Source organism: Massilia violaceinigra (assembly GCF_002752675.1).
Lineage (GTDB): Bacteria > Pseudomonadota > Gammaproteobacteria > Burkholderiales > Burkholderiaceae_D > Telluria_A > Telluria_A violaceinigra.
On sequence record NZ_CP024608.1, the window covers coordinates 6096301 to 6123125 of the forward strand.

Annotated in this window: 22 protein-coding genes; 3 read left to right on the plus strand and 19 right to left on the minus strand. The window is 66.3% G+C overall.

The window, feature by feature from the left end; translation table 11 throughout:
• Nucleotides 1-37: 37 nt before the first annotated feature.
• From CR152_RS26165 to CR152_RS26195, 7 genes are all read right to left on the minus strand, one after another.
• Nucleotides 38-1015, minus strand: a complete 978-nt coding sequence (locus tag CR152_RS26165; RefSeq protein WP_099879895.1) for a DUF2804 domain-containing protein — start codon at nucleotides 1013-1015, stop codon at nucleotides 38-40.
• 161 nt (nucleotides 1016-1176) lie between these two features.
• On the minus strand, nucleotides 1177-1587 hold the full coding sequence (locus tag CR152_RS26170) for a hypothetical protein (protein WP_099879897.1): 411 nt from the start codon (nucleotides 1585-1587) through the stop codon (nucleotides 1177-1179).
• 10 nt (nucleotides 1588-1597) lie between these two features.
• Nucleotides 1598-2794: a porin gene (locus CR152_RS26175; protein ID WP_099879898.1), complete on the minus strand. Its 1197-nt coding sequence runs from the start codon at nucleotides 2792-2794 to the stop codon at nucleotides 1598-1600.
• Nucleotides 2795-3165: 371 nt separating this feature from the next.
• Nucleotides 3166-3576, minus strand: a complete 411-nt coding sequence (locus CR152_RS26180; protein ID WP_099879900.1) for a hypothetical protein — start codon at nucleotides 3574-3576, stop codon at nucleotides 3166-3168.
• 10 nt (nucleotides 3577-3586) lie between these two features.
• Entirely contained in the window at nucleotides 3587-4783 is a 1197-nt protein-coding gene (locus CR152_RS26185) for a porin (RefSeq protein WP_099879902.1), read from the minus strand.
• A gap of 498 nt (nucleotides 4784-5281) precedes the next feature.
• The gene (locus CR152_RS26190; protein ID WP_099879904.1) at nucleotides 5282-6151 is read right to left on the minus strand and encodes a pirin family protein; all 870 of its coding nucleotides are present in this window, start codon (nucleotides 6149-6151) and stop codon (nucleotides 5282-5284) included.
• Nucleotides 6148-6552 (minus strand): OsmC family protein, encoded by a 405-nt coding sequence (locus CR152_RS26195; protein ID WP_099879906.1) that lies wholly within the window; start codon nucleotides 6550-6552, stop codon nucleotides 6148-6150. Before CR152_RS26195 ends, CR152_RS26190 begins: the two co-directional genes overlap by 4 nt.
• A gap of 231 nt (nucleotides 6553-6783) precedes the next feature.
• Here CR152_RS26195 and CR152_RS34415 point away from each other — a divergent pair, with 231 nt between their 5' ends.
• Nucleotides 6784-7590: a PEP-CTERM sorting domain-containing protein gene (locus CR152_RS34415; RefSeq protein WP_099879908.1), complete on the plus strand. Its 807-nt coding sequence runs from the start codon at nucleotides 6784-6786 to the stop codon at nucleotides 7588-7590.
• Here the strand turns inward: CR152_RS34415 and CR152_RS26205 are convergent, their stop codons facing one another.
• From CR152_RS26205 to CR152_RS26235, 7 genes are all read right to left on the minus strand, one after another.
• Nucleotides 7591-9888 carry an SUMF1/EgtB/PvdO family nonheme iron enzyme gene (locus CR152_RS26205; RefSeq protein ID WP_099879910.1) on the minus strand — a complete coding sequence of 766 codons (2298 nt, stop codon included), beginning with the start codon at nucleotides 9886-9888 and terminating at the stop codon, nucleotides 7591-7593. It lies immediately after the preceding gene.
• Nucleotides 9889-9896: 8 nt separating this feature from the next.
• Nucleotides 9897-12137 carry an SPFH domain-containing protein gene (locus CR152_RS26210; RefSeq protein WP_099879912.1) on the minus strand — a complete coding sequence of 747 codons (2241 nt, stop codon included), beginning with the start codon at nucleotides 12135-12137 and terminating at the stop codon, nucleotides 9897-9899.
• A gap of 126 nt (nucleotides 12138-12263) precedes the next feature.
• Nucleotides 12264-13277: a hypothetical protein gene (locus tag CR152_RS26215; protein WP_099879914.1), complete on the minus strand. Its 1014-nt coding sequence runs from the start codon at nucleotides 13275-13277 to the stop codon at nucleotides 12264-12266.
• A complete protein-coding gene (locus tag CR152_RS26220) occupies nucleotides 13274-14335 on the minus strand; it encodes a hypothetical protein (RefSeq protein WP_099879916.1) in 1062 nt (353 codons plus the stop codon). Before CR152_RS26220 ends, CR152_RS26215 begins: the two co-directional genes overlap by 4 nt.
• Nucleotides 14336-14343: 8 nt before the next feature.
• A complete protein-coding gene (locus CR152_RS26225; protein ID WP_307718598.1) occupies nucleotides 14344-14910 on the minus strand; it encodes a hypothetical protein in 567 nt (188 codons plus the stop codon).
• Nucleotides 14911-14921: 11 nt separating this feature from the next.
• Nucleotides 14922-16196 carry a hypothetical protein gene (locus CR152_RS26230; protein WP_099879920.1) on the minus strand — a complete coding sequence of 425 codons (1275 nt, stop codon included), beginning with the start codon at nucleotides 16194-16196 and terminating at the stop codon, nucleotides 14922-14924.
• A gap of 24 nt (nucleotides 16197-16220) precedes the next feature.
• Nucleotides 16221-19478: a penicillin-binding transpeptidase domain-containing protein gene (locus CR152_RS26235; RefSeq protein WP_099879922.1), complete on the minus strand. Its 3258-nt coding sequence runs from the start codon at nucleotides 19476-19478 to the stop codon at nucleotides 16221-16223.
• A 229-nt stretch (nucleotides 19479-19707) separates the two neighbouring features.
• Here CR152_RS26235 and CR152_RS26245 point away from each other — a divergent pair, with 229 nt between their 5' ends.
• Nucleotides 19708-20580: a thrombospondin type 3 repeat-containing protein gene (locus CR152_RS26245; RefSeq protein ID WP_229413594.1), complete on the plus strand. Its 873-nt coding sequence runs from the start codon at nucleotides 19708-19710 to the stop codon at nucleotides 20578-20580.
• Between the two features lie 54 nt (nucleotides 20581-20634).
• Here the strand turns inward: CR152_RS26245 and CR152_RS26250 are convergent, their stop codons facing one another.
• The 5 genes from CR152_RS26250 to CR152_RS26270 all read right to left on the minus strand — a co-directional run bounded on the left by CR152_RS26250 (nucleotide 20635) and on the right by CR152_RS26270 (nucleotide 26392).
• A complete protein-coding gene (locus CR152_RS26250) occupies nucleotides 20635-22794 on the minus strand; it encodes a peptidase domain-containing ABC transporter (RefSeq protein ID WP_099879924.1) in 2160 nt (719 codons plus the stop codon).
• Entirely contained in the window at nucleotides 22791-24116 is a 1326-nt protein-coding gene (locus CR152_RS26255; protein ID WP_099879926.1) for an HlyD family secretion protein, read from the minus strand. The genes CR152_RS26250 and CR152_RS26255 overlap by 4 nt, the downstream gene beginning before the upstream one ends.
• The gene (locus CR152_RS26260; RefSeq protein ID WP_099879928.1) at nucleotides 24088-25041 is read right to left on the minus strand and encodes a hypothetical protein; all 954 of its coding nucleotides are present in this window, start codon (nucleotides 25039-25041) and stop codon (nucleotides 24088-24090) included. The genes CR152_RS26255 and CR152_RS26260 overlap by 29 nt, the downstream gene beginning before the upstream one ends.
• Before the next feature lie 114 nt (nucleotides 25042-25155).
• Nucleotides 25156-25356, minus strand: a complete 201-nt coding sequence (locus tag CR152_RS26265; RefSeq protein ID WP_099879930.1) for a hypothetical protein — start codon at nucleotides 25354-25356, stop codon at nucleotides 25156-25158.
• Between the two features lie 178 nt (nucleotides 25357-25534).
• The gene (locus CR152_RS26270; protein WP_099879932.1) at nucleotides 25535-26392 is read right to left on the minus strand and encodes an HlyD family secretion protein; all 858 of its coding nucleotides are present in this window, start codon (nucleotides 26390-26392) and stop codon (nucleotides 25535-25537) included.
• A 135-nt stretch (nucleotides 26393-26527) separates the two neighbouring features.
• Between CR152_RS26270 and CR152_RS33280 the strand changes: the two genes are divergently transcribed.
• Nucleotides 26528-26791, plus strand: a complete 264-nt coding sequence (locus CR152_RS33280; RefSeq protein ID WP_157778744.1) for a hypothetical protein — start codon at nucleotides 26528-26530, stop codon at nucleotides 26789-26791.
• Nucleotides 26792-26825: the final 34 nt, after the last annotated feature.

The window sequence follows — 26825 nt, forward strand, 5'->3', positions numbered from 1 at the left end:
CTCCTTATTATCCCTGCGCAACATGCGCCGACGCGCCCTACCAGCGCGAGGCGTGGTCTTCGGTCACCCCGGCCAGGCGCGTCACGGCACGGCGCGGCCCATCCGCGCCCGCCCTCACCCACCCGGAAAAGGTGCCGATCGGCTGCACATAGCGGCTTGCCGCCACCAGCAGGTTCTTGTCCTCGCGGCGTGCCCCTTCCGGCGTGAAATGCAGGTCGAGCAAGCCATCGTCGGTGAACACGTGCCACGGGGCAGCCGGATCGCCCTCGGTGAACTCGAACGTGGCGGCGCCGAGTCCGATCAACTGCCCGTCCAGCCACAAAGCGTTTTCGTGCGCGCCAAAATAGCCGGCCTGCAGGTTGAAGCCCAGTTCCAGGCTATGCGCCGAGGCCCAGCGCCACGCCGTATTGCGGGCCAGCAAACCGTTTGAATAGTCGAAACTGGCAACGCCGCCATCGAGCCGGTACGCGCGCGCGCCGACGCGCACCGTGCCCGTGAGCGCGAGGCCGGATGATTTCTGCGTCGCATGCACCGCCCCGCCCTGCACCGGCCCCACCGCCAGCAACAGCGGCGCGCCCGGCGCCGCCATGGCAGCATCGATCCGCAAGCCCTTGCAGCGCAGCGACAGCTGGCTTGCCGACATGTCGACGCGGCTGCCGGCAAAGCTGAAGCGGCTCTGCCCGCCCGCATGATCGGCAAGGTGCGCCGTCAGCCCCGGAATGCCGTCGCGCGAAAAACCGGCGACGACTTCGCGCTGGCCGCGCTCGAACACATACGCAAAGGCCGTGTTGGTCCAGCCGACATCGACAATGGCAATGCCGCAAAACAATTCATCAGTCGCGAGCGCGGTGTAGTGCCAGCGCTTGTGGTGGAAGCGCCGCCACCAGCGGCTGCGCGCGTGCGGCGCGGACAGGCGGGCCCAGTCGAAGCGCGCGGCGGCGCCGGCAAAGCGGCCGAAGGCAGGCACGCCGTCCGGTGCGGGAATGGTCGGGGGCGCGGCGGGAAGTGGCGTCATCGGATGGGTGTGGAGAGCGGCGTGCCGCGGTCGCCCAGCCTAGCAGATACGCGCGTGCGCCGGCAAATTTCCGCACCAGAAACGACAAAGCCCTGCCGGACGACGCAAGGGCCTTGTGCCTGTGCTGCCGCGCGCCGGGGCAAGCCCCGGCCCGTGGATGCTTACTGCACCGTGAGGATGACTTTCACGGTATCGTCCACAGCCGACTTGTCGATGTAGCCGATGGCGCTCACATCGGCCGCGACCGCTTTCTTCACCTCGGCTGCCGAGTTGTATTCCTTCGGCGCCGTGCCCTTGCCGGTAAACACCAGCTTGGACCAGATGGCTTTGACCTGGGCCGGTTCCTTCTGCAGCACCTTGCTGTAGAACTCGGTGCGGATGGCCGCGCCTTCGTTGAATTCCACCGGCGTGAACAGCGATGACTTGCCGATAAAAAACTGTGCCGCCTGCTCGCTGAACATGCGCGTGGCTGGATTCTTTGGATTGACGATGACGACGATTTCCGCTAAGGCGGGCACCGCTGCCACAAACAAGCCTGCCGCAAGCAGCATCTTGCCGATTGTTGTCTTCATGCTGCTCTCCTTAAAATACAAAGTCGATGCCGGCGGCGTACACGTTGACCGTGTCCTTAAACCCTGGCTTGGCCCTCAGGAACGTGCCGGCGCCATCACGTGGTTTGATGTGGTCGACCTGGACCTTCAACGCGGCGGACTTGTGGAAGTCCCAGCGCACGCCGACCGCGTTGGTCGATTGCTGCGCCGCCTTGACCACGCCGTTCACGCCAGCGGCCAGGGGCGCCAGCGGACCGCTGGTCGGCAAGCCGGCATACGTGCGGGGGCTGTCCTGCTTGGTGTCGCCATAGAAGTAGTACGGGGTCACCTTGCCGAATCGATAGCCGAACATGGCGTAGTACGAATTGGTGTCGACGATGATGCGTGAATCGGTGCGGCGCATCGCGTATTCGCTCTGCACCAGGATGTTCTTGTAATCCATTGTGAAGCCGACCGAGGTGAACGAACCATCGACATCGGTAATGCTCAGGTCTTGTGCGACCTGGGTCAGGCCAACCCGGCGCAAGGTGGCCAGCAGGCCATCGAGCGCCTTGTTGTCTTCCACGGTCACCTTGGCATCGGCACGGCCGAAGCGCAGGGTGAACGGACCGTTTTCGGCCACGATGTGAATCGCCGTCGCCGGCTTGTACGTGACCTTGGCACCATCGACTACCTTCGCCTTCATATTGCCAATGCCAGCCTGCGCCGTCAACGTGGTGTCGCCAAAACTGTGTTGATACACCAGATCGACGCCGTCGAACGAATCACCGTTAACCTGGCGATACACTTCGGTGGGTGGACGGATCATGGTGTTGGCGTAGCCGACCTGGCGGAAGTCCGAAATCATGTAGATCGGCATGCCAATGCGGCCGACGCGAATCGCCATCTCGTCATTGATCTTGAACTTGGCGAACGCCCAGCTCAGTTCAGCACCCCACGAATCAGTGGCATTCTTGCGGGCCAGACCCTGCACGGTGAACGACAGCCAGTTGTTCATCTTGGCCGTGCCCTGGATGCCCAAATTAGAATCGACACCGGGACGCGGGCTCTTGCGCACACCCGCTTGTTGATTCGGCCGCGAAAATTCGACGTCATCGGTATCGGTCGCGGTCAGGGCCGCGGTGCCGAATCCGCTGATCGTCACGGTCGGGCCATCGGCCGCATGCGACGACATGCTGAAGCCTGCAAGGATTGCTGAGACCAGGGCAAGGCGCAGTGGTTGATTCATTCTATCTCCTCAAGTGTTCGCTAGTGCTGAAGCTCTAGTGTGGGCCACGAGTAACAGTTTGTGTACCGCGATCACGGCTAAATTAACGAAATCGTTGTATTGAAGGAACACAGGCAGGCATTGGTGCGCTTTAATCTAGCATAACGAATAACACTCTTCGCGAAAGGTATTTTTATGGCATGCCAAATGGAAAAGTTTTAGACATAACGGTGCGCAAGCGTGCATTACGCCTGGCAATCAAATGCGAGAGATGGGGGGAAGATGATTACTGCAGAGATGCAGCGAGAGGAGATGCGCCGGCCGGAACGACCGGCGCAATCGGGAACGCCATGCGACTGCGCGCCGGGCGCACAGGCCCGGGCTGCAATGGCTTACTGCACCGTGAGGATGACTTTCACGCTATCGTCCACGGCCGACTTCTCGATGTAGCCGATGGCGCTCACGTCGGCCGCGACCGCCTTCTTCACCTCGGCTGCCGAGTTGTATTCCTTCGGTGCCGTGCCCTTGCCGGTAAACACCAGCTTGGACCAGATCGCCTTGACCTGCGCTGGTTCCTTCTGCAGCACCTTGCTGTAGAACTCGGTGCGGATGGCCGCGCCTTCATTGAACTCGACCGGGGTGAACAAGGCCGATTTGCCGACGAAGAACTGGGCAGCCTGCTCGCTGAACATGCGCGTGGCCGGGTTCTTTGGGTTGACGATGACCACGATTTCCGCAAAGGCGGGCAGCGTCGCCGCGCACAAGCCAGCTGCAAGCAGCATCTTGCCGATGATTGTCTTCATGCTGCTCTCCTTAGAATACAAAATCGATGCCGGCGGCGTACACGTTGACCGTGTCGTTGAAACCTGGCTTGGCCTTCAGGAAGGCGCCAGTGCCATCGCGTGGTTTGATGTGGTCGATCTGCACCTTGAGCGCGGCCGACTTGTGGAAGTCCCAGCGCACGCCGACCGCATTGGTCGACTGCAGGCCGGCCTTCATGGCCGAATTCACGCCAGCCGACAGTGCCGCCAGCGGGCCGGTGCTCGGCAAGCCGGCGTAGGACCGGTCGCTGTCCTGCTTGATGTTGCCATAATAGTAGTACGGCGTGATCTTGCCGAAGCGGTAGCCGAGCATCGTGTAATACGAGCTCGTGTCATGGATCACCAGCGAGTCGGTCTTGCGCACGGCGTATTCGCTCTGGACCAGGAAGTTCTTGTAGTCCATGGTAAAGCCGAGCGAAGTGAACGAACCGTCGACGTCGGTGATCGCCAGGTCGTTGGCGACATTGCTCATGCCGACCCGGCGCAGGGTGGCCAGCAAGCCGTCGAGCGACTCGCTGCCTTCCACGCTGACCTTGGCGTCGGCACGGCCGAAGCGCACGGTGAACGGACCATTTTCCGCCACGATGTGAATCGTCGTTGCCGGCTTGTACTGTACGCGGTTATCGTCGGTAATCTTGGTCGACATCTTGCCGATGCCAACTTGCGCGGTCACGGTGGTATCGCCGAAGTTGTGCTGATACATCGCATCGACGCCGTCGTACGAATCGCCGTAAATCTGGCGGTACACTTCCTGGGCCGGACGGATCATGGTGTTGGCGTAACCCACCTGGCGGAAATCGGAAATCATGTAGATCGGCATGCCGATGCGGCCGACGCGGATCGACATCTCGTCGCTGACCTTGAACTTGGCGAACGCCCAGCTCAGTTCGGCGCCGTAGGCATCGCGTGCATTCTTGCGGGCCAGGCCCTGTGCGGTAAACGACAGCCAGTCGTTCATCTTGGCCGTGCCCTGGATGCCGAAATTGGAATCGACGCCCGGACGCGGGCTCTTGCCCACGCCGGCGGCCTGGTTGAAACGTGCGTATTCGACATCATCCGTATCGATGGCCGTCAGGGCGGCAGTGCCGAACCCGCTGATCGTCACGGTAGGTGCATCGGCGGCGTGCGACGCCGCGCTGAAGGCTGCCAGGATCGCTGTGACCAGGGCCAGGCGCAGTGGTTGATTCATTCGTTTTCCTCAATAGGTTGCTTAATTCAGGGAACGAATTGTGGACTACGGGCAACTATTTAGATACCGAGTATCTCTTCAAGTTCACAAAAACGTTGTTTTGGGGAAACACAAGCAGGCATTGGTGCGCTTGACTATGGCGTAACAAATAAGCTTCCTCGGGAACCTTATTTCTCTTGCATGCAAAATAGAATATGCATTCTCACAACGATGCGCGTGGGGGCGCATTTGCCGGGAAATGTGCAGCGGTCAAGGAAGAAAAAGAGGATGTTCTGTAAAAGAAAAGGATGCCGGCAGCGGCATGCGGCCCCACTGCCGGTATGGCAGGCTCAGCCGCCGGGGAGAAGTACCCGGAACACCATGGCCACGCCGAACAGCAGCGCCGCTTGCAATGTAAAAACGATGGCAGGAATTTGCAGCTCATCAGGAATCTTCACGATCGCCTCCACGGTTTGTTGACGTGAAGGCTTAGACCACTGTTACGCCGCAATATTCCCGTTAGCGCTTGGGCAAGGGAATGCATTCGGTCTCGCCGGGCACCTTGTCGAAGCGCTGCCGCTCCCAATCGTCGCACGCGCGCGCGATGCGCTCCTTGCTCGACGAGACGAAGTTCCAGACCATGTGGCGATGGCCGTCCAGCGGCGCGCCGCCGATGACCACGAACTGCGCGCCGGCGCTGCTGTACACGCTCGTGCCGGTGCCGGCGTCGAGATACGCCATCGTGTGCGGCGCCAGCAGCTCGCCGTCGATGGCGATCTCGCCGGAGACCGGATAGATCGCCGCTTCCGGCGGCAGGTCGTCGAGTTCGATGCTGCGGCCCGCGTCGAGCGCAATGTCGAGGTACAGCGTTTCGCTGAAGGTCGCCACCGGCGAGGTCTGGCCGAAGGCGCTGCCGATCAGCACGCGCACCAGCGCGCCGTCGAGCTGCGCCAGCGGGATGCTGCTGGCCGGCGTGTGCGAAAAGCTCGGCGCGTCTTCCTCGTGCGCGCGCGGCAGCGCGGCCCACAGCTGCAGGCCGTGCGAGCGGCGCGGCTTGCCGGCCAGGTCAAGCGGGGTGCGTTCGGAATGGACGATGCCGCTGCCGGCCGTCATCCAGTTGATCGCGCCCGGCTCGATGCGCTGCACCGAACCGACGCTGTCGCGGTGCTCCATCGCGCCTTCGTACAGATAGGTCACCGTGGCCAGCCCGATGTGGGGATGCGGGCGCACATCGTGATTGGCCTCGGCCGGCGCATCGATGGGACCGAAGTGGTCGAAAAAAATGAACGGCCCGACCGCCTGCTTGGCCGCCGCCGGCAGCACGCGGCGCACGCGAAAGCCGCCGCCGATATCCTTCTCGTGCGGCTTGAAAAAGTAGGCGATGCTCATGGCTGCACCTGGGTGGTGGTGATCTCGGTGGTGACGCCGGTCATCAGCTTTTGAATGGGGCATTTTTCGGCGGCGGCCATCAGGTCGGCGCGCTGTTCGTCGGACAGCTCGCCACCGAATTGCAGCGCGGCCGACAGGCGGTACACGCCCTTGCGCTCTTCGCTGGCATCGCGCTCGATGCTCACTTCGATATCCTCGACCGGAATGCCCTTGCGCTTCGCGTACCAAACCACGGTGAGGGCTTTGCAGGCGCCCAGCGCCGCGTCGTACAGGTCGTGCGGGGACGGACCGGCATCGGCGCCGCCCTCCTCGACCGAGCCATCGGCCGGGATTAGGTGGTTGCGCACGTGGACGATATGGCGCATCGCTTGCGACAAATCGCGCTTGACAGTAATGGACATGAGGTTCCTTCTTGATGAGGGGGGATGTTGGGGGAATTTACACCCTTTCGCGGCAGCGCGCATCCCACGAAATGGGGGGCCATGGCGCTGTTTCAGGGCCGGGAAGTGCCATGTCTGCGCCCGAAGCGCAGGCGCGCACCGTCTCGATGCGCAAGCATCGAAATAATATCTTTAAGTCAATTTTAAGTATAATGAACAACCACCCATTCGTACCGTCCCGGAGCCACCTGAATGTACAAATCCGCTCTTGCTTTACCGTTGGCCGCCCTGCTCGCCGCCCTCCCCGCCCAAGCCCAATCGACGTCGACGTCCACCTCCTCGATCTCGAACATTCGCTACACGCTGATCGACCTTGACTTGACTGACGGCGACTCGCCTTCCTTCACGCCCGGTTACTGGGAACCACAAGGGAGCGGGTTGAGCGTCGGCGTCCGGGACCATGACTCCGGCCACGAACAATACGACTCCCGGCACAGCCCCGATGTGGATTTCTTCGACCAGCAATCGATTGTCTTCAATACTGTAACGCCAGGATCACAGCCCAAGCATGTGCAAGTGGGCGCCGGCATCAGCGGCACTTCCCTGGACAGTTTTGCGATCATCGCGAATGCCAACATAAACGGCAGCGGCCGCGGCTCCGGCACCTCGCACGTTGATCTGTACCGGACATTCTATCTCTCGCCAAATACGTTACTGAGCATCTCGTTTGACATCAATACCGTCGCCACCCACACCGGCCCCGCGCTCCATGGCTGGGCCAGCTCATACGCCTCGGTATGGATCGGCAAGCAAAACGCGCACTTCCAACACAATGCCGAGGTACCAGGAGAACTACCGGGACAGGGAGGCCTGCAGACCTTCACCATCACCGTTCAAAGCGACAATTCGGAACGTCTCGTGAATATCGGCATGGAGGCGCGCTCGACTTCGGTATTACACGATATCTCTCCGGTTCCGGAACCGGAAACCTATGCCATGCTGCTCGCTGGCCTGGGATTGATTGGATGGCGCAGAGCGCGCCGCATCGCGGCCCGGTAGTCAGGGCGTCACGAGCTTGCGCGCGACCCGAAATCCGACGATGTCGTTGCTCAGCTGCGCCGAGAAGCCATTGCGCAGCGCTGAACGCAGATAGCGCGGGTTGTACAGCCACGAGCCGCCGCGCAAGATGCGCCGGCTCTGGTCCCCGCCCTGCTCCCACGCCTCGCCGGTGGGCGGCGCGCCCTCGTAATTGTCGTGCACCGTGTCCTGCACCCATTCCCACACATTGCCGTGCATGTCGTACAGCCCCCACGGATTGGGCGAGAACAGCCCGGCGCGCGTGGTGCCCTGGCGGTACTCGCCCTTGGGACTGCCGTTATAGGTGTAGTTGCCGTCGTAGTTGGCCAGGCTGGTATCGATCTCGTCGCCGAAGCTGAACGCGGTTTTGGTGCCGGCGCGGCAAGCGTACTCCCACTCCGCTTCGCTCGGCAGCCGGTACGTCTGCCCGGTCTTCTCGCTCAGCCAGCGTACGTACTTTTGCGCATCGTGCCAGGTCACGCCCACCACCGGATGGTCGTCGGTCTGGGCGAACCCCGGCTCGGCCCAATTGACCTCGCCGTGCGGCTGCCAGCCGGTGGCGCGCACGAACTGGCGCCACTCGCCCACCGTGACGGGAAAGCGCCCCATCGCCAGCGGCTGCTCGATGCCGACCCAGTGCTGCGGCGTTTCGCGCTCCACCCACGCTTGCTGCGAGCCGGCCCGCATCGCGATCTTGCGTTCGTGTTCCGGAGAGCCCATCTGGAAGCGCCCGGTCGGCAGCAGCACCAGCTCCGGCCCCTTGCCCGTCCCGTCCAGGAAGCGGTCGCGCAGCACGCCCTCGGTGTCGGCAACGGGGCTGCCTGTTTCCGATAACTGGGGCGCGGGTTCGGCCGCCACTTCGGCCACGCTGCGTTCGGCCATCTCTTCGCGCGCGCGCTGCTGCTCGGCGCGATATGCCGCCACCGCCTTGGCCTGCATGGCCTTGCGCTGCTGTTCCTCGCGCGCCTTGCGCTCTTTTTCGGCATCGGCCTCGCGCCGCTCGCGCAACTGCTGGCGCAGCGCCTCCTTGCGGTCGCGCTTGGCCGCATCGGCTTCGGCGCGTTCGATCGCCTCCTGCTCCTTGCGCTGCTTTTCCTTGAGCAGATTGGCTGCCGCGGCGGCTTCCGCCTCGGCCTTGCGCTGTACCGCCAGCTGCCTGGCGCGCTGCTCTTCCTGCAAACGCAGCGCCGCCTGCTGCGCCGCGTGCGCGACCTGTTCCTGCGCCTGTTGCGCGGCCTGCTGCGCCGCCAGTTCCTGCGGCGACGGCCCCACCGCCCCGCGCAGGGAGGCCAGCAAGTCCGGCACGGTGGCCGGACGCAGGTCCGGATCGAAGGCAAAGCCGCTGCGCAGCGCATCCCATTCGCGCGCCGACAGCGCCTCGGGGCGCGGCGGCTCGTGACCGGCGCTGCGCGGCCCGTCGAACGGCATGTGACCTTCCACCATCTGGTAGATCATCACCGCCACCGCATACACGTCGAGCGAGCGGCTCGGCTGGCGTTGCAGGGTGCCCGCTTCCGGCGCGCGGTAGCCCGCCGTGCCCGAGTTGCCTGGCGCCTCCAGGCCGATGCTGCTTGCGCTGCTGCGCGCGCGCGCGGCGATGCCGAAGTCGAGCAGCTTGACCTCGCCCTTTTTGGTAAGGAACACATTGCCCGGCTTGATGTCGCGGTGCACCAGCTTGTGCTTTTCCCACGCGTACTGCAAGGCGTCGGAAATCGGCGCCAGCAGCTCCTGCACGCGCGCCAGGCTTAGAGGGCCTTCGCGCGCCAGCAGGCTGTCGAGGTCTTCGCCTTCGAGGCATTCCATGATGATGAAATAGCTCGACGTGGCCGGATCCTGGGCCCACTCGTAGACCCGCACGATGTGTTCATGCGCCAGGCGGCGCGCCTGCGTCGCTTCTTCGATCAGCAGCTTGGCGTGGGTGGCGCTCTGGGTCAGCTGCGGCGGCAGGATCTTGAGCGCGACCATCGCGCTATGACCAAGTTCGGCGTGGGTCGCCAGGTCGATCGCCTGCCACACCTGGCCCATGCCGCCCTGCGCGATCAGCTGTTCCAGGCGGTAGCGGCGGTTTTGCGGGCCGATCTCCTGGCCCACCATCAGTCCGATCTCGGTGCCCTGGCGGATGTGTATCGCCGGCGGCGCCATGGGCGTGCCGCTGCCGCCGGGCGGCGCGTACTCCGCGTCCAGGATGGCGTTCTTGCGGCTGTCGAATTCCTGCTGGCTTAACAGGCCGTCTTCGTGCAGGCTGCGCAGTTCGCGGATCTTGTCTCTTGCCGTTTGCATCTGTCCTGTCAAGGTTGGATCGCCGCGCCGCATTCGGCACAGAATTTATCGTTAGGACCGGCCCGGTGCCCGTTGGGGCACATGCGCACCAGCGGGCGCGGGGCCTGATCATAGCGCACCTGGGCGCCACCCTGCGCCACACCGGTGCCGAGCGCCGACTGCGAGGCCAGCGCCGCCTTGTTCACATCGTTCTGCATCCCCAGCAAATCGAGCTGGTGGCGCCGGTCCTTGTCCACTTCGGCGTCGCGTAGCGCGCGTTCGCGGTCGACCCGCTCCTGCGCGCCACGCGCCGCTTCAGCCGGCGTGACGCTGTACGTCGCCGCCACCACCGACGCCAGCGCCGCCAGCTGGTGCGGCGTCATGCTGGCGTGGACCTGGGTTTTCATCACATCGGCCAGCGCTTGCGCGTTGGGCCCGGCCGCCAGCGCCACCTTGCCGGTGTCGCTCAGGTTACCGATGGTCGACACGCGCGAGATTTCGATGCGCGCCAGTTCCGCTTCGTGCGCCTGCTGCGCGAACTGCGTTTCGCGCTCGTGGCCAAGGCGCTTGAGTTCCTGCTGCCAGGCCGCCTCCTGCTCCTGCTGACGCAAAGCGTGGCGCCGCTCTTCCGCTTCCAGTTCGATCTGCTGCGACTGGCGCGTGTGGCGTCCGTCGGCATCGATCGTGCGCAGCAGCTTTTCGTGCTGGGCGATGGAATCCTGCTGCGCGCCGCCGCGGCGCAGGGTCTCGATCTTCTGGTTGATTTCCTCGGCGTCCGCCTTCGCGCCGGTATCCTTGAGCATGTCGGTGCGCAGCAGGTCGCGCTTGCGGTCCAGCGCCAGTTGTTCTTCCCATTCCGCGATGCGCTCGGCCTCGCGCTTGTGGGCCGCGTTGGCCAGCGTCAGCGACTGCCACTGGGCCTTGTGCTGCTCCGCTTCCATGGCCGCCTGGCGCTCGTTGGCCGCTTGCTGCGCCTGATGCAGGCGCGCCAGCTCGGCACGTTTGCGCGATTCATCCTCGATGCCCAGCGCCTGCGCGATCTTGTTCTGGATCTGCTGCTGCAGCAGCTGGTGCGAAAAGCGCTGCTGCGCGAGCTGACGCATCTCCAGCGCGCCCTGCTGCGCCACCTCAAGTTCGGTGCGCATGCGAAGCTGGGCCAGGTGGCGCAGGTGCGCCCACTCGGTCGACTCGTCCTCGCGCGCCGCCCCCTTCTTGGCCAGTTCGTGCTCCAGCTCATTGACGATATCGCCGGCGCCCCGTTCGAGCGCCTGCTTGCGGCTCTTGGAGTCGACGATGCGTCCATACAGGTCGATCTCGCGCGCGCGCAGCGATTGCAGGCGCTCGGCGTTCTGCAAGGTCAGCTCGGCTTTTTCGATGCTGTCGTCCTGGCGCAGTTCCTGGCGGCGGTAGCGCAGGCGGTTTTCCTGCTCCTCGCGCCGGATGCGCTGCCATTCCTCGTCGTTATACAACTCGTCGAGCTGCTTGGCGTGTTCCAGCTTCACGTGGCGTTCGTCAGCCACCAGCCACAGGGTGCCGATGCGGGCCTGGTGCGCGTCGAATTTATCGTGGCGCAGGGCCAGCGTGTCCACCTGCACCACCGCCAGCCCGTACTGCGCCAGGCGCAGCTTGAGCGAGCCTTGCAGGCGCTCGTCGAGCTGGGGCCGCAGGTCGCGGTTGCCCGACATGTCGCGGATCGACTGGCCGGCGATGAATTCGGCCGCCAGCTGGCGCACCGACGGCTCCAATAGTTCGCGCAAATGGCTAGAGGTTACCGCGCCCGGCATCGTCATGAAGTGCTGGGCAAAAGCGCTGACCTGTTCGATCTTGACGCTGACCGTGAAGCGCGCTCCGATGGCCAGGTGTTCGGCCGTCAGCAGATCGTCGAGCGAAAACTCGACCGGCATCGCGGCGGTGCGCGTGATGAGGATTTCGGCATGCTGGTTGCGCAGCAGGTGATTGAGGCGCGTGAAAAAGCCCTCGATCTCGTACTCGCCCTGCGGCACCTCGGTCGCCTGGCCCGCCTGGAGGATGTAGGCGCGCGTGGTGGCCGGCACCCGCAAAGTCTTCACAAACAGGCCGGAAAGCTGCTCGACACCGAAAAACACAGCCAGATCGTCCGGACCGGGAATCCAGCGGTTCTCGCGGAACACCGGCTCGTTGCGCGGCGCGCCCAAGGTCAGGCCGCACTGAGCGCAATAGCCGGAATCGCCGGCATTCTGATGCTCGCAACGCGGGCAGGCCACGCCGCCAAAACCAAACATCTGGAACATATCGACTCCTGGTTGTTCAACTTGCACCACTTTTTACCAAACCCACCCGGCCCGTTCGATTTTAGCAGGGGACGAGGCGCACGACCGTCGCGCACGCCGGTAGACGCTTTACTATTAAACGCATGTTCAGATAATCCCGATCCGCTCGACCAGCGCCACGCTAGCGCCGCGCGCGCGCACGGCATCAAGGAACTCCTGCGCCAGCGCGCCTTCCCATGCCTTGGGCAGCAAAATCCGGTCGCCGGCGACGGCCTGCTGCAAGATCAGCGCGCATTTCGGCGCGCAGCCTTCGACGGAATCGACCCGCCCCGCATGCCAGGCGCCCGAGCAGCCGCTCGCGATGACCCGGCCGCGCGCCAGAAACTCGCGTCCGCGCGCCATGCGGTCGGCCATCACCAGCGCCAGCTCGAAGGAATTGCCCTGGAAGCGCGCCTGGGCGAAGCGCACGACCGTGCGCCAGCGCCCCAGCGCACGGCCGTCGAAATGGCGTGCCCCGGCCAGCGCCTGGCGCACCGCCAGCAGCTGTACCGGGTCGAGCCCGGGCGCGGCGATCGTTTCCTCTTCCTCGCCGTCCGCTCCGGCCAGCGGATGGACATTCACCTCGACCCAGCACAAGCTGTCGTTGATGCCGCCGCAGTGCAGCGGGAACCAGGCGCGCGCCGAGGCCACGCTGGCCGCGCTGTCGGGCTGCCCGGTCAGGGCGCCCAGCCAACCCAGCCCCTGCGGCCCGCCCAAGAGTGCATGTGCGGGAGCGTTGGCCACGTCATGGCCGTCGACGCGGCCCAGCTGCCATTGCTCGGACCAGCCGTTGGCCAGCACCGGGCCGACGGGCTGCCACACCCCGCGCACCATGCGGTCGGCCAGCACCACGGCCAGTTCCCAGTCGCGCTCATGGCGCCCGGGAGCGCGGTCGATGCTGATGACCACCTGTTCGCGGCTGTCGAAACAGCCTTCGGTCAGGCGCGCCAGACGCACCACCTGCTGCATGCGCTCGGCCACAGCGGCGTCGCCGGCGCCGCTGCATTTGACATCGGCACGGCCGGCGCGCGGGCGCACGGTGGCGCTGACGGTCAGCAGCGCGCCGCCGGCCAGCACGCTGCGGACTTCGGCGCCGTGACGCTTTTCGGTCGGGACGCTCATGCCGGCTCGCTCTCGGGAACCAGGACCGCCACGCGGCGCGCCGCGCACTCGTGTTCGAGGTTGGCGATGATGCGGTCGGCGTCATCGAACAGCGGCGCAAGATCGGCATCGGCCGCCAGTCCCAGGCGCGCCAGCAAGGCCCAGGCTTCGTCCAGCGCGGCACTGGCGCGCAGGCTGTGGTGAGTACGCGTTAGCTGACGGTCGGCCGGCAGCGTTTCGCCCGGCGCGGCCAGGGCCAAGGCCGGCATGGCGTTGACCGACAGGCTCACGTTGTCGAGCCGCTGCAGCAGCGCCATATGCTGCTGGAACAGTGCCTGGCCGGGCGGCAGCACCGCCATGCGCAAGCCGTGCATCACGCAGGGCAGTTCCAGGAACAGGCGGCGCAGCGCCCTGGCGTCGGCAGCAGCGGCGTCAAACGGCATGGCGGCGCATACCTGCAACGGCTGCGGCTGCGGCGCCCGCACTTCCGGCATGCTGACCGCACGCGCCAGCAACAGTGCGGCGTAGTCGACACGCTCGCCCAGGTCGACCGGTATGCAATCGTCGACACTGATGCCGAAGCGGGTATATAACAGTTGGTTGAAGCCGGCGCGGAAGGCATTCCATTCGTCCAGCGTGGTGCACGGCGGCAGGGCCAGATGGCCCAGCCCCAGTTCCTGCTGGAGCGCGGCTTCGATGGCGGCCGCAAAGTCGCCCAGGCCGAGCGTGTCGCCCGCTTCGCTGGCCAGGTACAGGTCGAAGCGCTGCTGCGCCACGCGCGGATCGGGCCCGTCGACCGCGAACGACAGGCGCAGTCCCAGTTCCGGAGCCGCGGCGAACGGCAGCAGGTCGACGCCGTACGGCCCCGGATGAAAGCAGAACGCGGTTTCAATCTCGGCCAGGACGATGCGGCTGGCCTCCGCCACGCGGCGCGTATGGCCGCCCGTATCGGCCACCACGCCGATGCAGCCCTTCGGTACCGTGCAGCCGGAGTCCATGCGCAGCGCCAGCGTGGCCGCGCCCAGCGCCGAGGTATCGGGCGGCGTGGCCCTTGCCGGGCGCTTGAACAGACCGATCATCGCATTCCTCACACGTGCACCGGTTCGACCGCGAAGCGCGCGCCGAACTGCTGGAAGTGCGGTGCGGGTGCGCTGTCGAAGGGCCAGCCGCATTCCACTTCGCCGTCGGCGTCGAGCCGCCCTTGCAGCAGGATGGCGCCGCCGCCGTCGACCACGCGCAGCATCGGCTGTTCGCGCAGCAGACGCGCGGCGAACGGCGCGGCGGCATCGAGCGACAGGATCAGACGCCAGGCATCATCCTGCGCCACGAAATGCAGCGTCCAGTGGCCGTCGTCGGTCAGCAGGCGGGCCAGATCGGCGCCGTCGGAGGCGGCGCGCAGCATGCCGGCGCTGCCGCTCCAGGCGTCGTCGTTGGCCGCGCGCGCGCCGCCGCGCTCGATGGCCAACTGACGGAAGCGGCGCAGGGTCAGGGGCGAGGCGCGCAAGGCGGCCAGTTCGGCGCTGTTCAAGGGGTGGTTCCCATTGATCGCGGCAAGCAGCACGGAATCGCCCAGCATCAGGCGGTCGCCCTCCACGCGGCGCGACAGCAGCAGGCGCTCGATCAGCTTGCGGTCGGGTTCCTGGTTCGTTTTCACATCATTCTCCTTCATGGAACTGCCTCCAGCAGGCTGGCGATGGCGGCGTCGCGGCGCTTGCGCAGGGTCGGCAGCGAAATCTGGTCCAGCACCGCCAGTTGCTGCATGGTCGGCAGCTCGCCGGTGGCCGGGTCCAGCCATTCGCCGGGATAGCTGTCGTCCAGCCCACCCAGCATTTTCAGGTACACCGCCAGCCGCACCGGCAGCGAACAGGCGGCCAGTTTCCGCGCGCTCCAGCTGCCGTGGTCTTGCGCCGCCCACGCCAGTTCCATGAAGCGGGGGGGCAGTGAAAGGCTGACGGCAATCGCGCTGTCATACGGCGCCGGCTCGGGCGCGTCGTGCGGGGCCGGATCGGGGTCCTGGGCGTCGGCATCGTCTTCGCTGTCCGGCGCCGGCAGGATGCGGCTTTCGGCCTCGTCCACCGCGGCGTCGCTCACGCGCCACAGGTCTTCGAGCCAGTTGGCCGCCTCGCCGGCGTCGTGCAGCCAGTCGCGGTCGCGGTTGGACGACAATTCTTCGTAGTCGCCGATTTCGGCGAGCATCTCGGTGATCTTTGCGTCGTTGTTTTTCAGGTTCGCGAAGCGTTTCGATCTGGTGTGCAGGGGACCGGCGCCGCCGCCGAAGCGCTCCAGCGACTCGCTCCAGCGCAGCACCCACTCCGCCTTGCAGGTGCCGATGGAGCGCATCTGGCGCACCTCGATCGGCATCGCCACCACGTCGCGCCCCAGGATGGCGGCCACCTGCCCTGCATGCTCGCGCCAGGCGCCGAACAGGCGCGCGATGTCGCTGTACGCGGTATCGAGCATGCGGTACGCATACATCTTATTAGGACTACAACTACGACCGCACGCGGCCTGGTAATTATCCGAATCGACCTTGTCGCGCACGCCCGCGTACATATCGTTGATCTTCTTGCGCAGGATGGCGTCGCCGCCCGGCGTGATCCAGAACGCGCCGATTTTCTGGTGTTCGTTGGCCACGGCGGCGCACAGGGCGGCCCAATCGGCGGGGCGCGCCTGCAGCTCGTACAAAAGACTCAGTGACAGTTCCAGCGCGCTCTCGCCATAGCTGTTGGCCGGGGCCTCGGCGCGCGCCGTGCGGGCGCACGCGTGCAGTGCCTCCGCCGTCAGGTCCACATAATCGGCCAGCGTATCGACCAGCGTCCCGGGCGCATCCAGCAGGCGTGCCGGCGAACTGGCGGCGAACGCCTGCAGGGAGCAGTGCCCAAGCAGTTTGCGCACCTGTTCCCAGCCCTGTTCCTGATACCGGGTTCCCGGCAAGCGCATACCATCCCCATCGTTGTGTCAGCATCAAAATGATGCCATAGACCGGGAATCGGCAAGGCGCGCTTGAAACCCCTGTTTACCCTTCTGTTCCGGATTCTGGGCCGCCATCGCCCCCAGTACGGCGGCTACGATGGGCGCCGCGTGCTCGCCCCCGGTCGCGTCGGAATGGCTGACAAAAGCCGCCACCGCCAGGCGCCGGGTCTGGCCCGGCAGGCTGCCCGGCTCCAGCCAGCCGGTGAACCACACCGTAGCCAGTTCGCGCCCATCGACCACCGACGGCGAGGTGCCGGTCTTGCCAGACAAGCCACGCCGCACGGCATCGAACCCGGCCCCGCGAAAGGCGCCGGCCGCCGTGCCGCTGTCGACCACGCCCTTCATTCCGGCCCGTACCCGGTCGACCCGCACGCCCAGGGCCGTCCGCTCGCCAGGCAGGGCATCGCGACCGTCGAGCGAGAGCAGCAGGCGCGGCGCGATCATCCTGCCCTCGCCCACCGCGCCGGCCACCAGCGCCATTTGCAGCGGCGTGACCTGCATGCGCAGGCCGATCGCCATCTGGCGCAGCTCGTGGCGCGTGTGAATCGGGTCGATGTGGGCGGGACTGGCCTGCAGCGCGTCCCAGGTCGACCATGCGAAGCCTGGCGGCAGCAAGCCGCCATCGAGACGCGCGGCCTGCTCGAAGCCGAGGCGATGCGCCATCGCCACGATCGGACGCACGCTGTCCAGGGCACCGCCATCGAGCGCCTGCAGGTCCGGGGCGCCGCCATCGGGGCGGCCGAACAGGCTTCTGTCGCTCAGTTCACCGGACCAGGCAAACCAGGTATTGAGGCTGTAGGTCAGGGCCTGGGACAGTCCCAGGCGGCCGTCCTGCGCGCGCCGGTCGAGGTGCTGGTCCTTGTAATTGGTGATGTGGGCCAGCTTGGTGTCGAGCGGATAGCTGGCCGCGTTGGTCTGGAAGGCGAAGCCTTTCGAGTGCGCCATGCGGTTAATCGCCGGCAGCGGCAAGCCGGCCAGCAGCGCTTCGAGCTGCGGATCGCGTCTGGCGGCCAGTTCCAGGCCCAGCGCGCTGATCACCTTGAAGGTCGATCCGGGACTGCGGTGCGCGCCGCCATCGTGCTGGAGTGCCGGCAGACGCAAAGGGCTGCGGGCCGGATTGGCGCGATCGAAATCGCGCACCTCGTTCCAGTTACCCGGGGTGACGGCGCCACTGCCGGCGCCCGCCGCCGCCAGCACGTCGCCGGTGGCGGTATCGAGGATGACCATACCCGCCTGGCGGCCAGGCACCACGGCCTGCGCCGCGCTGCAGGTGGCGCCGTTCCAGCGGCCGCGCCGCATGCCGACGCAATCGAGGGCCTGCTGGCTGGCCGTCTGCAACGCCAGGTCGAGCGTCAGCCGCGCGCTGTGCGCGACGCCATCGGGCGCCGGCACGCGGGCCAGCATGCCGGCCACGCTGTTGGCGTGGGCCGCGCGGATGCCCAGCAGCGGCGCGAGACCGGCATCGACCGCCGCCCGGGTTGGCTCGCCGCCGCTCCACACCACCGTGCCATGGCGGTCGGCCAGCGTCACGCCCGCGAGCGGCGCGGCGCGCGCCGTGGCGCTGTTCGCCGCCAGCGGCTGCCATGCAAGCCGGCCACCAGCCAGGCGCAGATGGCGATATTGCTGGTCGCCCGCCAACCCCGCCATGCGCAGGGGCGCGGCCGTCAGGGTGATTGCGCGCGCGCCCGGTTGCAGGTCGAGTACCAGCGACTGGACCGATGCAGGCGACGGACAATCGCGCCCGCTGCAGGCATCGCGTGGCTGGCCGCGCAGCTGCGCGCCGTCGAGCGAGAGCAGGCGTCCGACCAGCATCAATTCGATCGACTGGCCGGCTTGCGCCGCGCGCGGCAGGGCCAGGGTCAGGCGCGCGGGTGCGCCGGCGGCGGCGTCCGGCCAGGCGCCAACCCGGGTCCACGGCGCCCAGCCTTGCGGCACATCGGCGAACAGGCGCGCGGCGGCGGGCGGCATCGCCGCCGTGGTGGATGCAGGCGCCGAGGCGACGCTGGCCTGCCATTCGCCGGTTTGATTCGGTTTGAGGCGCCATGCAAGCAGGCGCCGTTCGCTGTTGAACACCTGGACCTGCTCGCGCACATAGTCGCCGTCGGCCATGCGGTACAGGCGCTTGAGCAGCTTCAATGCGGCGGCATCGAGACGCGCGCCGGGCCAGCCCGCCGGTTGCGCGGCGCGCGCGGCGTCGCCGGCCGCCTGCCAGGCCGCCAGGTCGCGCGGCGCCAGTTCCGCCAGTCCGCTGGCGCCAAGGCGCACCAGGCCATGCTGCTGCAGGGCCAGGAACAGCGCCTGGTCTTCCAGGCTGGCGCGCGGCAGTACCGGCACCTGATAGCGCCCCGGCGACAGCCATGCCGACAACGCCGGGCCGTGAGCCGGAAATGCCACCACCAGCGCCTTGGCGGCGGGCGCCGCCTCGCCGCTGCGAAACAGCTGGACCAGCAGCTCGCCGGCTTGGGGGCAGCGGTTGCTGGCGCGGCGCTGGAAGCGCAAGGCGGTGTCTTTCCATACCAGCCAGCCCTCGCGGTGCAGCCCGACCGAACCGCGCGGGCCGCGTACGGTGCCGCTGGACTCGCCCAGCCAGCGCGCGCCGGCTTCGGCCCCGGCCCAGTCGAGGCGCAATGCCGAACCGCGCGCATCGGCGAAATCGGGCAGCGCCATGCCGCTCAGCTGAACCTGCGGCATGTTTGCCACGTCGGGCCCCGCCAGGGCGATGTTACGCAGCGTGACCGGACTGGCCGAGGCGTCATTGCGCGCGACCCAGCGCGCAACGTCGGCGAAGCGGTAACCGACGCGCAGCGGGAGCAGGCGCGGATTGCCGGTGTCGAGCATCTGCGTGCACAGGTCGATGCGCACAGGCGGCGCACTACGCAGGCTTGATGCGATCAGCAGGGTTGCGTCGCCATGGGCAGCCACGCCGATGCCGGATGTGCGCGGCACGCTGAACTGCGCCCCGGGCGCGGCTGGCTGCAAGGCGTCAACCGACACCGGCAAGCCGGCGCCGTGCAGGACGGCGGCGCCGGGGTCGGACGACGCGGCCAGATGACGGGCGTGGGCGGCGATCAGCAGCGCGCCCGCGGCGGCGGCGACAACCCCGGCGGCGCCGATCCAGTGCGCGCAAGTCAGCGTGAACGAGTGTGGCGCGGAAGACACGCGCGAACCCTGGCGCAGATGGCGGGCGCGCCGCCGTGCCGTCCAGCGCCGTGACCACGCCTGCACAACCGTTTCGAGCCAGCCTCTCATTATTTCTCCGCAAATAAGGTGGCACGCCTCGCGCGTGGCCTGCCCAGCACTAGCGGGGGGCCGAGCGAAACCGGGCAACGTTATCAACTGCGCAAGGTTGCCGGCCAAAGTTACGGAACTTACGTCTGCCCCCGATTCTGTTTCATTTGTAAGCAGGTGAATCAATCTTCCTGAACCACCACATCGCTTGCTATATTGAATTCATAGGATTTCACAAGGAGAAGTAAAAATGAAGCGCACCCTGACCTTTGCAGCACTGATCACCCTCGGCGCCGCCGGTTTCATGCCTCTGCCGTCGGTCGCTCAAACTGATTTCCGCGTGATTATCAATACCGCTCCACCCGCACCGCGCTTCGAGAGCGTGCCAGCTCCCCGCCGCGGCTATGTGTGGGCGCCAGGCTTCTGGAACTGGGAAAACAACCGCCACGTCTGGACCGCCGGCCGCTGGGAAAGCGCGCGCGACGGCTACGAATACCGCCGCAGCGAATGGATCCGCGATAACGACAGCTATCGCCTCAACCGCGGCGGCTGGCAGCAAGTGTCGCAGCGCGACTACGCGGTAGTGCGCGTGGCCCCGCCGGCGCCACGCTACGAACGCGTACCGCGTCCGCGCGCCGGCCATGTATGGGTGCCCGGTCACTGGGAGTGGCGCGGCAACCGCCACGCGTGGATCGGCGGCCAATGGATGCGCGAACGCGCGGGCTATGTGTACTCGCAGCCGGCCTGGGTCCAGCGCGATGGCCACTGGTTCATGGAACCGGCACGCTGGAGCCGCCATGGCGAAGGCCGTGACCGCGACCGTGACGGCGTCCCCGATCGCTTTGAAGGCCGCGACCGTGACCGCGACGGCATCCCCGACCGCTTTGAAGGCCGCGACCGCGACCGCGACGGCATCCCCGACCGCTTTGAAGGCCGCGACCGCGACCGCGATGGGGTCCCGGATCGCCTGGAACACCGTGACCGCGACCGTGACGGCGTGCCCGATGCCTACGACCGCGACCGCGATAACGACGGCGTGCCGAACCGCGCCGACCGCGACCGCGATGGCGACGGCGTCCCGAACCGCCACGACAACCGCCCCGATAATCCACGCCGCGATTAAACTGTCATCAAGCTTGACCAAGCGCCAGCCCGGCTCCCCCGGCTGGCGCTTTTTTCATTTGTCCTCCAACGCCATCCGCGCCAGGTACGCGGCCCTGCCCTCCTCCCCGCGCAGGTCGCAGGCGACCTTGCCCTCTTCAAGCACGATAATGCGTTCGGCCGAGAGAATGGTTTCGCGCCGGTGCGCCACGATGATGCGGGTCATCGGCAAGGCGTGGATGGCCGCGTTGACGGCCTGCTCTCGCGTCACGTCCAGGTGGCTGGTGGCCTCGTCGAGCAGCAGCAGGACCGGCTCGCGGTACAGCGCGCGCGCAATCAGAATGCGCTGCTTCTGGCCTCCGGAGAGCACCGTGCCCATGTCGCCGATCAGCGTATGGAAACCCATCGGCATCGCATTCACATCGTCCTCCACCGCCGCGCGCCGCGCGCATTCGCGGATGCGCTCCATCGACGGGGCATCGGCAAAGAAGCTGATGTTGTCGGCGATCGAGCCGGCGAACAGCTGGTCGTCCTGCAGCACCACGCCGATCTGCGCGCGGTATTCGCCAAGGCCGCTCTGGTTCAGCGCGCGCCCGTCGACTTCGATCTCGCCCGATACCGGTTCGAGCAAACTGGCCAGCAGGCGCAGCAAGGTGGTCTTGCCGCATCCGGAAGGTCCGACGATGGCGACCGATTCGCCGGCCTCGATCTGCAGGTCGATCCCGTCGAGCACCCAGGGATCGCTGGCGCCGTAGCGAAAGCGCAGGCCGCGCAGACGGATCGCCATCGGCTTGCGCTGCTCGTCCGAGGCGAGCGGCAAATGGCACACCTCCGGTGGCGTCAGGGCGATATCGGCCAGGCGCTCGGCGTGCAGACGCAGCATGAACAGGTCGAGCGTCTTGTTGATCAAGGCGCTGACCCGGCCCATGAACTGGTCCTTGTAGCTGATGAAGGCGAGCAGCATCCCGACCGAGAACGTATTGTTCAACACCCGCTCGGCCCCCAGCCACACCACCAGGATCGCGATGATGCCGATCAGGAGCGAGTTCACGGTGCGGAACATCAATCCCAGTTTTTGCGTCGTCACCTGGCGATTGACGGTTTCCACCAGCAGGTTGAGCCAGTGGGCCTGGCGCGAAGCCTGGGCGTTGAACAGTTTGATGGTGCGCATGCCGCGCAGCGTTTCGAGGAAGTGGCTGTCGCGCTTTGCGCCCCACACGATCGCTTCGACCGACGCATTGCGTAGCGCCGTGTACGAGGCCGCGCGCACCAGCGCGTACAGCACGCTGCCGCCGACGACCAGCATGGCCAGTTCGGGCGCGTAGAACAGCATCACGCACAGGGTGATGGCAGCCATCAGGCCGTCGAGCAGGATTTCCACCATGTCGGTGGTGATGGCCTGCAGGATCACTTCCTGGGAGCCGAAACGCGACATGATGTCGCCCAGGTGGCGGCTTTCAAAGTAGGCCGCGGGCAGGCTGACCAGATGGCCGAACAGGCTGGCGCGCCCGGCCACCTTGATGGTGCTGGAGACGGCGATCAGGGTGGCGCCGCGCGCGGCCGTCACCGCCACCCGGATGATCAGCAGGAACGCAAACCCCAGCGCGAGCGTGAGCAGCAGGTCGCGGTCGGCGCTGACCAGCGCTTCGTCGATTACCCACTGCATGAAGAACGGGCTGACCACGGCCAGCACTTCGATCGCCAGCGCCATGGCGGCCAGCGCGCACAGCGACTGTTTGATGCCCGACATGCGCCCGAGCAGTGCGCTGAGCCGCACGCGCGGTGCCGCCTGGCCCGATTCGAACGACGCCGTGGGACTCAGTTCGAGCGCCACGCCGGTGAAGTGTTTAAGCACGGTGGCGCGCGGCAAACGGCGCACGCCCACCGCCGGATCGTGAATCACGACGCCCTTGGCGGTGACCTGCTTGAGCACGACGAAGTGGTTCAGGTCCCAGTGCAGGATGCACGGAGTGGCCAGCAGGTCCAGTTCCTCGGGTTCGAGCCGCAGGGGGCGCGAGGCCAGGCCGAGGTGGACGGCGATGCCGACCAGGTCCTTGAGTGTGGCGCCGCGCAGCGACATGCCGAAACGGCGGCGCAGGTGCGCCAGGTCGGTGCCGTTGCCGTGGTAGGCGGCGATCATGGCCAGGCAGGCCAGCCCGCATTCGGCGGCTTCGGTCTGCAGGATCGACGGCAGGCGTACCCCCAGGCCGGCGGTGGCGTCCATTGGTTTGCTCATCGTCCCAGCCTCCCGGTGATGGTGTAGACCGGATCAAGCACCCATTCATAAAGACGGCGCCGCTCCAGGAGAATATCGGCCTCCAGCTGCATGCCCGGGGCCAGCGGCACGCGCGCGCCGTAGGCCGCCACGTCCTGGCGCGCCAGGGTCACGGTGATGCGGTACAGCGCCTCGCCCGGCTTGCCGGCGCCCGCCGCCGCCCCGAACTGGGCCGGCAGCTCGGCCGGCTCGATGCCGGTGCGCGAAATACTCTTGATGGTGCCCTTGTAGTGGCCGAATTTTTGATACGGGTAGGCCAGGTAGCGCAGGTGCACCGGCTGTTGCGCGCGCACGAAGCCGATCGCGCGGCTCGACGCATACAGGTGCGCTTCCAGGGTGGCGCCGCGCGGCACGATGCTGAGGATCGCCGTGCCGGTGCCGACCGCCGCGCCGCGCGAGGCATGGATCGCCGTGACGGTGCCTGCCTGCGGGGCCGTGATGAGCAGTTCGCGCCTGGCCGCCACCTCGGCCAGTTCGCGGTCGATGGCGCTGGTGTTGCGCGCCACCAGCGCGTTTTGCGTGGCCAGCTTGAGCGGCATGTCGTTCAGTTCCGCCTCCAGCGCCATGCGTTCGCGCCCGAGCGACGACAGGGCCCGTTCCAGGGAGCGCAGCTTGCCCGCCTGGTCGAGCGTCGCCTCGGACGTGGTCTGCACCTGCTGCGCTGAGATGAAGCCGCGTGCCTTGAGTTCGTCGAGCCGCTTTTCGGACTTGCGCGCCAGCGCCACGCGGCGCTTTTGCAGGGCGATTTCCTGCACCATGTTGTCCTGCTCGGCGCGGGCGGCGGCGATGCGCTCGGCCAGCATGGCGCGCTGCTGGTCGAACGACTGCGCCGCGCGCGCCTGCTCCGCATCCAGGCTGGCGCGCTGGGCCTGCAGTTCGCGCGCCGCCCGGGCATTGGTCTCGCCCACAGCCACGCTGCGCTCTTCGCCCGACAGCGCCACCAGCGCCTGGCCGGCGGTCACAGTGTCGCCCTCGCGCACCATCAGGCGCGTGGCCACGCCCACGCGCGGCGAATACACACGGATCATGCCCTGCTCGGGTACCAGCCAGCCGGCCACGCGCGCCTTGCGGGTGTAGCTGGCCATGAACAGCGTGGCGGTGATGGCAACGATGATCAGCAGCGAAAAGGCGGCGTACCAGCGGTGCGCCAGGCGCGGCCTGATCGCCACCGTGCCGAGCCAGCGCGTTTGCTGTTCGCTCAGCACCTGCGGCCGGAACAGGGCCTGCTCCGCCGCCTCGTCCGGCGCGCCGGCCTCACTCTTCGATGAAGTAGTCGCGGACATCGTAACTGACCTCGATCATGCGCGCGATTCTTTTGATGCGCAGCACTTTACGGATACGTGGATCGGCGAAGTCGCGCATCAGCGGCGGGCGTGGCGCGTTGAAGAAGTAGCCCGGGTCGGTGGCGACGATCGACTTGGCCACCAGATCGAGTTCGTCGCGCGAGCTGACGGTCTGGATGACGCACGGCGCGTGCGTGATGCCCAGTTCGAGCAGGGCGCAGGTGCGGTGGTAGCCGTTATTGAGCACCAGGCGCCCGCTGTCGTCGTCGCACACGGCGTTGAGAATGTTGGCGCTGTAGCCGACCACCAGACCGACCACGCCGGCCACGGTGCCGGAAGCGCGGTAATCGTTCAGCTGGTCCGGGCGCAGCAGCACCGGTTCGTGAAAGCGGAAATCGGTCGATTCGGACCGGAATACAAAGCGCTTCGAGCCGGCCTCGCGGATATGGACCGGGGCGCGCACTTCGTCGGGCGGAAAGCAGAAGCGGAACAATGCGGCGGGATCGGGATTGGGGCCCAATTGCGCCTTGAGTTCATCGACGAAGCTGCGCGTGACGTGGTTCTGGCACACCACCATGCGCCCCAGTTCGACCATCGCGATCCGGGTCGGCAGGCTGTTGAAGGTGCGCGTGTACTGCGAGCTGGCGCACACCTGCTCGGCCAGCGGCAGCATGGCGGCCGGCAGCGCGGCGCAGTCCAGATGATCGGCGACGCCGGCCTCGGTGCGGGCCAGCTCTTCGTAATACAGGTTGGCAGCGCCCCATTCGCGAATCAGGGCGGGGCGGATGGCCTCGGGCGATTCGGCGCACAGGTCGTCGGCGAAATCGAGATACTTCTGCAGCGGCGCCTGGCCGAGCAGCCAGAGTTCCTCATGCGTGGGACGTTCCGGCTTGGCAATAGCTGTCGATGTGTCGAGATTCTGCATTTTGCAACCTCACTTGAGAATTCAGTCCGCCGCCGCGTCCGACGGCGGCCTGAAGAAGCAGTTCCGCCAACTAGCGGAACAATTGCCCGGCAAAGCGTTCAAGCAGGGAACGCTTTACAGCAGCCATCCGAGCAGACCGCCGCGGTTGCGCGACTTGCTGTCGCAACGGCGGGTTTTGCACTTGTCTTTGCTTTTGCTTTTGCTCTTGCTCTTGCAACGGCTTTTGCTCTTGCTCTTGCTGTGGCATTTCGTGTCGCAATGCGATTTGCCACCGCCATACACGTGTTGCAATTCAGTGCTGGTCAGGTTACGCATGATGTTCTCCTTTAACAAATTGAAACTGGACCAGTGGCAATTCCCACTCGTCCTCGTGCGGACCGCTACGGCCATACTAGGCACTGACGGACTCTGCAGTTTGATGCGTCACAATCGTGCGGATGAGTGGTTTCAGTCCTTCCCGACGCACAATTTTGGCAATATATTGCCGCTACGGTCATTCAGTCGCGGCGGCGTTCAAGTCCGAATGCAACGCCAGCCGCAAACTTTCCGCACGCGCCAACATCAGCGAGGAACAGGCCTTGCGCGGCACGCTCGAACAGCGCGCCGTGGCCCGCTTGAGCGGCATGTCGTTCAGCTCGCCCTCCAGCGCCATGCGCTCGCGGCCCAGCGCCGACAGGGCCCGTTCCAGCGTGCGCAGCTTGCCGGCCTGGTCGAGCGTCGCTTCGGCGGCGCTTTGCACCTGCTGGGCCGAGATGAAGCCGCGCGCCTTGAGTTCCTCGAGGCGTTTTTCAGATTCGCCGGCCAGGGCCAAGCGGCGCTTCTGCAGGGCGATTTCCTGGACCATGCTGTCCTGCTCGGCGCGGGCGGCGGCGATGCGTTCGCTCAGCGCGGCGCGCTGCTGCGCAAACGATTCGGCGGCGCGCGCATGTTCGGCATCGAGGCTGGCGCGCTGCGCTTCCAGTTCAAGCGCCAGCTGGGCATTGGTCTCGCCCACGGCCACGCTGCGCTCTTCGCCCGACAGCGCCACCAGCGCCTGCCCGGCGGCCACTTCGTCGCCCTCGCGCACCATGAGCCGGGTGGCCACGCCGACGCGCGGCGAGAATACGCGGATCATGCCCTGCTCGGGGATCAGCCAGCCGGCCACCCGCGCCTTCCTGGTGTAGCTGGCCATGACCAGCGCGCCCACGATGGCGGCGACGATCAGCAGCGAGGCGGCGGCGAACAGGCGGTGGGACAGGCGCGGCCTGATCGCGACCGTGCCTAGCCAGCGCGTCTGCTGTTCGCTCAGCACCTGCGGCCGGAACAGCGGCCGCTCCGCCACGGTCGGCACCCGGTCGGTGTCGGCGCTCATCCTGCTCTTCGATGAAGTAGTCGCGCACGTCGACACTGACTTCGATCACCCGCGCGACCTTTTTGATGCGCATCTGCTTGCGAATGCGCGGCCCTGTCCAGAATCTCGACGGGACCTGTAGGCTTGAGTTCGTGCATGTTGCAACCTCATCTAAGGAATCAGCCAGCCGCCGCGTCCGACGGCGGGCTGAACGAATCGGCTCCGCTAACTGACGGAGCGTCTATCCGGCATGGCGTTCAGCCAGGCTGCAAATTACTTGCAGCTGTGGCTTTTGCTATGCGATTTGCTGCAGCTTTTGCTCTTGCTCTTGCTCTTGCAGGGGCCTTTACCCTTGCCTTTGCTCTTGCTGCATTGGTCTTTGCCACCGCCATAAACGTGCTGCAGTTCAGTGCTGATTAAGTTACGCATGGTGCTCTCCTTTGCTAGATTTAAA